This window comes from Rhodococcus sp. 05-340-2 (genome assembly GCF_002258915.1).
Taxonomy (GTDB): Bacteria; Actinomycetota; Actinomycetes; order Mycobacteriales; family Mycobacteriaceae; genus Rhodococcoides.
Genome location: NZ_NOYU01000010.1, coordinates 679367 through 686415, shown reverse-complemented (window position 1 = coordinate 686415; position 7049 = coordinate 679367). Strand labels below are relative to the sequence as shown.

5 protein-coding genes are annotated in these 7049 nt (G+C 65.9%); 1 reads left to right on the top strand and 4 read right to left on the bottom strand.

The window, feature by feature from the left end:
* Positions 1-85: 85 nt before the first annotated feature.
* The 3 genes from CH271_RS07560 to CH271_RS07550 all read right to left on the bottom strand — a co-directional run bounded on the left by CH271_RS07560 (position 86) and on the right by CH271_RS07550 (position 5368).
* On the bottom strand, positions 86-1000 hold the full coding sequence (locus CH271_RS07560; protein ID WP_094633152.1) for a MazG family protein: 915 nt from the start codon (positions 998-1000) through the stop codon (positions 86-88).
* Between the two features lie 2 nt (positions 1001-1002).
* Positions 1003-4581 (bottom strand): transcription-repair coupling factor, encoded by a 3579-nt coding sequence (mfd, locus tag CH271_RS07555; RefSeq protein WP_252341890.1) that lies wholly within the window; start codon positions 4579-4581, stop codon positions 1003-1005.
* Between the two features lie 217 nt (positions 4582-4798).
* Positions 4799-5368: a TetR/AcrR family transcriptional regulator gene (locus tag CH271_RS07550; protein WP_094633151.1), complete on the bottom strand. Its 570-nt coding sequence runs from the start codon at positions 5366-5368 to the stop codon at positions 4799-4801.
* 55 nt (positions 5369-5423) lie between these two features.
* On the opposite strand from CH271_RS07550, the gene CH271_RS07545 reads away from it, so the two are divergent.
* Complete coding sequence (locus CH271_RS07545; protein WP_094633150.1) at positions 5424-6404, top strand: alpha/beta fold hydrolase; 981 nt, start codon at positions 5424-5426, stop codon at positions 6402-6404.
* Here CH271_RS07545 and CH271_RS07540 read toward each other — a convergent pair whose 3' ends face one another.
* A complete protein-coding gene (locus tag CH271_RS07540; protein WP_037192051.1) occupies positions 6405-7049 on the bottom strand; it encodes a ScbR family autoregulator-binding transcription factor in 645 nt (214 codons plus the stop codon). It lies immediately after the preceding gene.

The window sequence follows — 7049 nt, the reverse complement described above, 5'->3', positions numbered from 1 at the left end:
GATCCGGTGAATGGCGCACTGCATACGTCTGAGCGGTGCAATGGTCCATTGACGCGTTCGGGGGGCGGGGTGGGTGGGCGGAGTGTCAGCCCCGCAGACCCCAGTGCTCGATCCAGTCGAGTGCGGACATCTCCCCCGGCGCGATGCCGGCGTTGCGTGCCGACGCCTCGGCGTTGCGGATCAGGGACGAAAAATCCAATACCCGACGCCTCAGCAGGTCCTCGGCACTGTCTCCACCGTGCGAGTGATCGACCCCGATGTGTACGACGCGTAGGCCGTCGGGAATCAGCTCGTCGGGCAGGCCGGCCTTGGTGGCTCGTCCGATCACTTTCTGCGCCAGGGCGAGTGACGGCTGAGACAGGGCGATTCCGTCGACACACGATCCGCGTGCCTTCTCCGCTGCCTTCTTCTCTTCCCAGGCTCGCTCTTGTTCGGCGATGTCGATGGGGCCGTTGCCCGTTCGACCGAGGTGCGGGCTGCGGTGGGTGAGCTTGGCGACGAGTCCTGCGGCGACGTCGTCGACATCGAACGCGTTCTCGGCTGCGTCCTCAGCGATTCTGGAATGGAAGAGCACCTGCAGCAACAGGTCTCCGAGTTCTTCGCGCAGATCCACCAGGTTGCCCGCGGCGATGGCGTCGAGCAGCTCGTACGTTTCTTCGAGGAGGTAACCGCGCAACGACTCGTGGGTCTGCTGCGCTTCCCATCCGCCGAGGGTGCGCAGCCGATCCATCAGCCGGACTGCCGCGATGAGGTCGTCACCGGGAAGCTTCTCGGCGGCGATGACCCGTTCTCCGCGTGCGGTCCGTTCCTGGACGTCGGGGTTGGCGGGATCGGTGCTCACCAGCACTGCGTCGACGGCGTCGGGCGCAGCGGTTCCCGAGAACAGCCATCGCACTCGCACCGGCACTTCTTCGGTGAATTGCACTGCCCCGCCGAGAAATTCGACAGCATCCACCGGCACTTGTGTGGGTCGAACAGGGTCGAGCAGAACTACCGTCACCGCTACACCCCCACTGTTTGCTCCAACAACACCGACCGAGATGGCTTCCCGTCCAAGGATAGGATGAGATCGGCGATGAACTGCACCAATTCGACGTCGCGCACGCGCGCCGCCCCCACACCGCCGCCTTCGACACGCGGCAGCGGCAACTGCACCACTCCGGTGGTGGCCCGGTACGCAGCGCTCGGGTAGAGCCGCTTGAGGCGGATCTGCTTGGAATCGGGTAGGTCCATCGGAGCCAGCTTCACCTGTGTTCCGGCAACATTGACGTCGGTCAGGCCGTATTCCTTGGCGATCAGACGCAGCTTGGCGATGGAGACCAGTCGACCGACCTCCTCGGGCAGCGGGCCGTATCGGTCGACGAGTTCTTCGATGACCGCGTCGATGCCCTCGGAATCGGCTGCGGCAGCGAGCTTTCGATAGCCCTCGAGGCGCAACCGATCGCTGGTGACGTAGTCGGGTGGAATGTTGGCGTCGACGGGGAGGTCGATGCGCACTTCCTTGGGAGCCTCGTCGGTGGTGATGGGCTTTCCGTCGGCGGCCGCGCGGTACGCCTCGACCGCTTCACCGACGAGCCGCACGTACAGGTCGAATCCGACGCCTGCGACGTGGCCGGACTGCTCCGCACCCAGAACGTTTCCGGCACCACGGATTTCGAGGTCCTTCATCGCCACGGCCATACCGGCACCGAGGTCGGAGTTCTGCGAGATGGTCGCCAAACGGTCGTAGGCGGTCTCGGTGAGCGGCTTCTCCGGCGGGTACAGGAAGTATGCGTAGCCACGTTCACGGCTACGGCCGACGCGACCACGGAGCTGGTGTAGCTGCGACAGGCCGAGCGAATCGGACCGCTCGACGATCAGCGTGTTGGCGTTGGAGATGTCGAGGCCGGTCTCGATGATGGTGGTGCACACCAGCACGTCGGTCTCGCGCTGCCAGAATCCCTGCACGGTGCGCTCGAGTGTCTCCTCGTTCATCTGCCCGTGCGCCGTCGCCACCCTGGCCTCGGGCACCAGATCGCGAATCTTCTTGGCAGCCTTGTCGATCGAGCTGACTCGGTTGTGCACGAAGAACACCTGGCCGTCGCGCAGTAGCTCACGCCGGACGGCCGCGGCGACCTGCTTGTCGTTGTACGCACCCACGTAGGTGAGCACCGGGTGCCGCTCCTCGGGCGGGGTGAGGATGGTCGACATCTCACGGATTCCGGCGAGGCTCATCTCGAGCGTTCTCGGAATCGGAGTCGCCGACATCGTCAGGACGTCGACGTGGGTGCGGAGCGACTTGATGTGCTCCTTGTGCTCGACGCCGAAGCGCTGCTCCTCGTCGACGATGACCAACCCGAGGTCCTTCCAGGCGACACCGGTCTGCAGCAACCGGTGCGTGCCGACGACGATGTCGACCGTGCCGTCGGCCAGCCCGGCCATGACCTCCTTGGATTCGGAGCCATGGGTGAAGCGGGAGAGCCCCTTGACGGTCACCGGGAACGACGCCATCCGCGCGGTGAAGGTCTGCAGATGCTGTTGCGCAAGAAGCGTTGTCGGCACCAGCACGGCGACCTGCTTGCCGTCCTGCACCGCCTTGAACGCGGCGCGAACCGCGATCTCGGTCTTGCCGTAGCCGACGTCACCGAGAATGACGCGGTCCATCGGAACCGCCTTCTCCATATCGGCCTTGACGTCGGTGATGGCCGTCATCTGGTCGACCGTCTCGGTGAAGCCGAACGCATCCTCCATCTCGAGCTGCCACGGGGTGTCGGGCCCGAAGGCGTGCCCGGGAGCGGCCTGGCGAGCGGCGTACAGCTGCACCAGCTCGCCGGCGATCTCGCGAACTGCCTTGCGCGCCTTGCGTTTGGTGTTGGCCCAGTCGGATCCGCCGAGCTTGCTCAGAGACGGCAGCTCACCACCGACGTAACGCGAGAGCTGATCGAGCGAGTCCATCGGGACGAAGAGTCGGTCTCCGGGATGGCCCCGCTTGCTGGGTGCGTACTCGACGACGAGATATTCGCGTCGGGCGCCGCCGATGGTGCGCTCGACCATCTCGACGAATCGACCGATGCCGTGCTGATCGTGGACGACGCTGTCGCCGGCGACGAGGGCGAGCGGATCGACCTGGTTACGACGCTTCGCCGGGAGCTTGCGCCCCTCGCCCGCTGCGGCCACGCGGTTGCCGGTCAGATCGCTCTCGGTGACGACCACAAGTTTCGCGTCGGGAAACACCAGACCGTCGTGCAACGATCCGCACAGGACGTTCACGACGTCGGCGACCGGGACCGCACCGGAGTCGAGATGTGCCGCAGGCACTTCGGCCTCGGCGAGGCGTTCGATGATACGGGTGGCGGTACCTGCGCCCGCGACGGAGATGACCGCACGACCACCGGTGGCGATATGGGCTCGCAGGGTGGCGAACAGCGCCGTCAGTGCTTCCTCGGACCCACGGACCTCAGGGACCGAATCGACAGCGAGTTCGACCTCTTCGCCGTTGCCGGAGGCGAGCGGGCTGATGGTCCACCACGGACGGCCGTGAACCTGCGCGGACTCGCGAACCTGTCGAAGCGAACGGTAGGCCGAGGCACCGAGATCCAGTGACGCACCTTCGAGACTGGAGGTGTCGAGGGTGGAGGTATCGAGGGGCGCAGCTCCGCCGATCGATGCTGCCGTCCAGGATGCTTCGAGGAACTCCTGGCCCGTGCGCACCAGATCTGTTGCGCGCGTGCGGATCCGCTCGGGGTCGCAGAGCAATACGTGCGTTCCCGCGGGGAGAGTATCGGCGAGCAACTGCAATTCGCCGGGCTGCAGCAGCGGCAGCAACGCCTCCATGCCCTCCACCGGGACACCGGCGGACAGCTTGTCGAGCATCTCGACCAACGCGGTGTCGCCGGCGTTGTCGGCTGCGAGAACAGCGGCGCGGTCGCGAACTTCCTGCGTGAGAAGCAGTTCGCGGCACGGCGGCGCGATGACGAGATCGACCTCGTGATCGGGCAGCGAACGCTGATCGGAGACCGCGAACGCGCGGAGCTCGGTGATCTCGTCGCCCCAGAATTCCACACGCACCGGGTGATCCGCCGTCGGCGAGAAGAGGTCGAGGATGCCGCCGCGGACGGCGAACTCACCGCGCTTGCCGACCATGTCCACGCGCAGGTAGCCGAACTCGACGAGTCGGTGGATCAGGCCGTCGAAGTCGATGTCCAGACCGACCTTGAGGGTCACGGGTTCGATCTCGCCGAGACCGGGTGCCATCGGCTGCACCAGCGAGCGGACGGTGGTGACGATGACGCGCAGAGGATCGCCGTAATCCCTGTCGCCGGGACGAGCCAGCCGGCGGAGTACGTCCAGTCGCTTGCCGACGGTGTCTGCGCTCGGTGAGAGTCGCTCGTGCGGAAGCGTCTCCCACGACGGGAACATCACCACTCCGCCGCCGAGGATCTGGCGGAGTTCGTCGGTGAGATCGTCCGCTTCACGCCCGGTGGCGGTGACGATCAACAGCTGAGTGTGCTGGGCGATCGCGGCGGCGACGAACGGGCGAACCGAGTGCGGCCCGATGAGCGTGTGCTCGGCGGTTCCGATCGCATCGGCGACGGCCACCATGGACGAATCCGTCAGCGCGACGCTGGCCAGACCCGAGAGTTGCAGCGCCGCGTCGGGAACGATCGGGGCCGGCCCGGATGGAGAAACGGCGGGCAGGGAATCGGAAGACAACAGCAATGCTCCTACAAGCGTGTCGAGACGACGGCTGCTTACGCACAGTCCTCGGCGAGTCTATGGGAGCACACCGACAGCCCGGAAGGCGGGAGACGCCGACGGGCTACATCAGAGCTGCATCCAGCATCGCTGCGAGAGCCTCGGCAGCAGCGGCCGAGTCGTACTCCGGGTCGTGCAGGCGCTCGGTGACGATCGCGTCGATCCCACCACCGACGATGATCGCCAGGGTGCGTGAATCGACACCGGCGGTCCCGCGAGCCTCGACGGATGCGTCGATGATGTCGGCCAGCGGTCGCCATCGGTCCTCCGGGGTGTGCCCCAGAGCCGAGTTGCCGAGCGCCTCGACCAACATCCGGGTGTGTGTCGGGTGATCGCGTAGGTGGCCGACCATCGCACGCACGTACGCCTGGGGACCCTCCCGGGCGTCGACGGCCTCGACTGCGGCTGCCACGTCCTCCACGAGCGCTGCGAGAACGAACCGATACGCGGCGTCGATCACCGCGTCCTTGGTTCGGAAGTGGTACAGCACAGCCGCTTTGGTGATCCCGGCACTGTCAGCAATGCGCGCAAGCGAGACCTTCGCGTACCCGTGCTGGGCAACCGAGTCGATCGTGACGTCGATCAGCTGCGCGCGCCGAGCGCGCTCGACGAAGCTCGGTTCTCTCGTTGCCACGATCGCCAGCTTACCGTACGGTTGAATTACTTACCGATCGGTTAGGGGATTCGACATGAACGTCCGAGCACCGAACACGCGGCGTCGATACCTGAAGATCGCCGCTGGGGCGTTGACCGTGGGCGCGCTCGCCCTCGCGTTCGCGCTCCGGTCTCCCTCACCGGTCGGGCACTGGAACAGTGCAGCGAGCGAGGACCGATTTCTCGCCACCTACGACCGCGCGTTCGAGGATCTGCCCGATCCTGCGGAGACACTCGACATCAGAACCGACTACGGCGTCGTCCGCGTGTATCGGTTCGAGGGCGCCGGGACCTCCACGCACCCTCTGCTCCTGCTTCCCGGACGTTCCTCTGCCACGCCGGTGTGGGCGGCAAACCTGCCCGGCTTGCTGACGATCGGCGACGTTTATACCGTCGACCTGCTCGGCGAGCCGGGACGCAGCATCCAGGAACGGCCGATCACCAGCGACGAGGACCAGGCTGCGTGGCTAGATCAGACGCTCGATGCTCTACCCACCGACCAGGTGCATCTCGTCGGACTCTCGATCGGCGGGTGGACCGCAGCGAACCTGGCGCTGCACGACAGCACGCACCTCGCCACGCTCACGCTGATCGACCCCGCTCAGACCTTCGCCGACATTCCGTGGGGCACCGCGATTCGTGCCCTCCCTGCCGCCGTGCCCTGGCTCCCGAAATCCTGGCGGGACGGCTTCAACTCCTACACAGCAGGCGGCGCGGAAGTCGAGGACGTTCCCATCGCGGACATGATCGAAGCCGGGATGCAGGGCTACTCACTGAAGCTGCCGCAGCCCACGCGCATCACCGATGAGCGACTGGCGATGCTCGACGTGCCCGTGCTGGCAATCATCGCGGGCAGGTCGGTGATGCACGACGCTCAGCAAGCCACCGACACGGCCGAGAGAACACTGTCCGACGGAACCGTCCGGCTCTATCCCGACGCCTCACATGCCGTCAACGGCGAGTATCCGGACCGATTGCGCGACGACATTGCAGACTTCGTGATGCGGTACCGGTAGTTACGGTCCGAAGCGGATGACTCGACGCGCCGCGAACTCGCGGAAGTAGTCGAGCTTGTTGGCGGGAACCAACGCCGGCAGCAGGTAGTACCAGAGGCGCTCCATGCGCGAGGGCAGTTCCTCGGTGGTGGAGGTGGCAACAGCGACCATGTGCACGCCGGTGAGGATCTCGAGCACGAGCGATCCGATGGTGCGCGAATCCGAGTTGGGATCGATGTCGCCCTGCGCGATGGCCTTGGCGGCGAGCCTGTCGAACGACTCGCTCCACCCGGCCATGACATTGCCCTCGGTGCCGCGGTAGTCACCGATCTGATGGCTCAGCCGGAGCATGGCCGAGACCATGGGGTCGCTGACCGAGAGGTCGACGACGATGTAGGAGATGCCGATCGCCGCTTCGAGTGCGGGGATGCGTCCGTCGTTGAACTGCTGGCATGCAGTGGTCAGCCGAGTGTTGCCCTCGTCGATGACCGCACGTGCGAGTTCTTCCTTGGAACCGAAATGGAAGTACAGAGCGCCCTTGGTGACCTGGGACTGGGAAATGATTTCGCTGAGGCTCGCGTTCGCGTACCCGAGGCGCAGAAACACATTCGCTGCGCCAGCAAGCACGGTGTCGCGAGTGATCTCGGCGCGGGCCTGCCTGACCAT

Excerpts from the sequence above, each read along its gene's own strand:
- mfd (WP_252341890.1), bottom strand. The coding sequence starts at position 4,581 with ATGGTGGCCGTCGCCGATGCGATCGGAACCGCCGAGCACACGCTCATC.
- CH271_RS07545 (WP_094633150.1), top strand. The coding sequence starts at position 5,424 with ATGAACGTCCGAGCACCGAACACGCGGCGTCGATACCTGAAGATCGCC.
- CH271_RS07540 (WP_037192051.1), bottom strand. The coding sequence starts at position 7,049 with ATGGTCAGGCAGGCCCGCGCCGAGATCACTCGCGACACCGTGCTTGCT.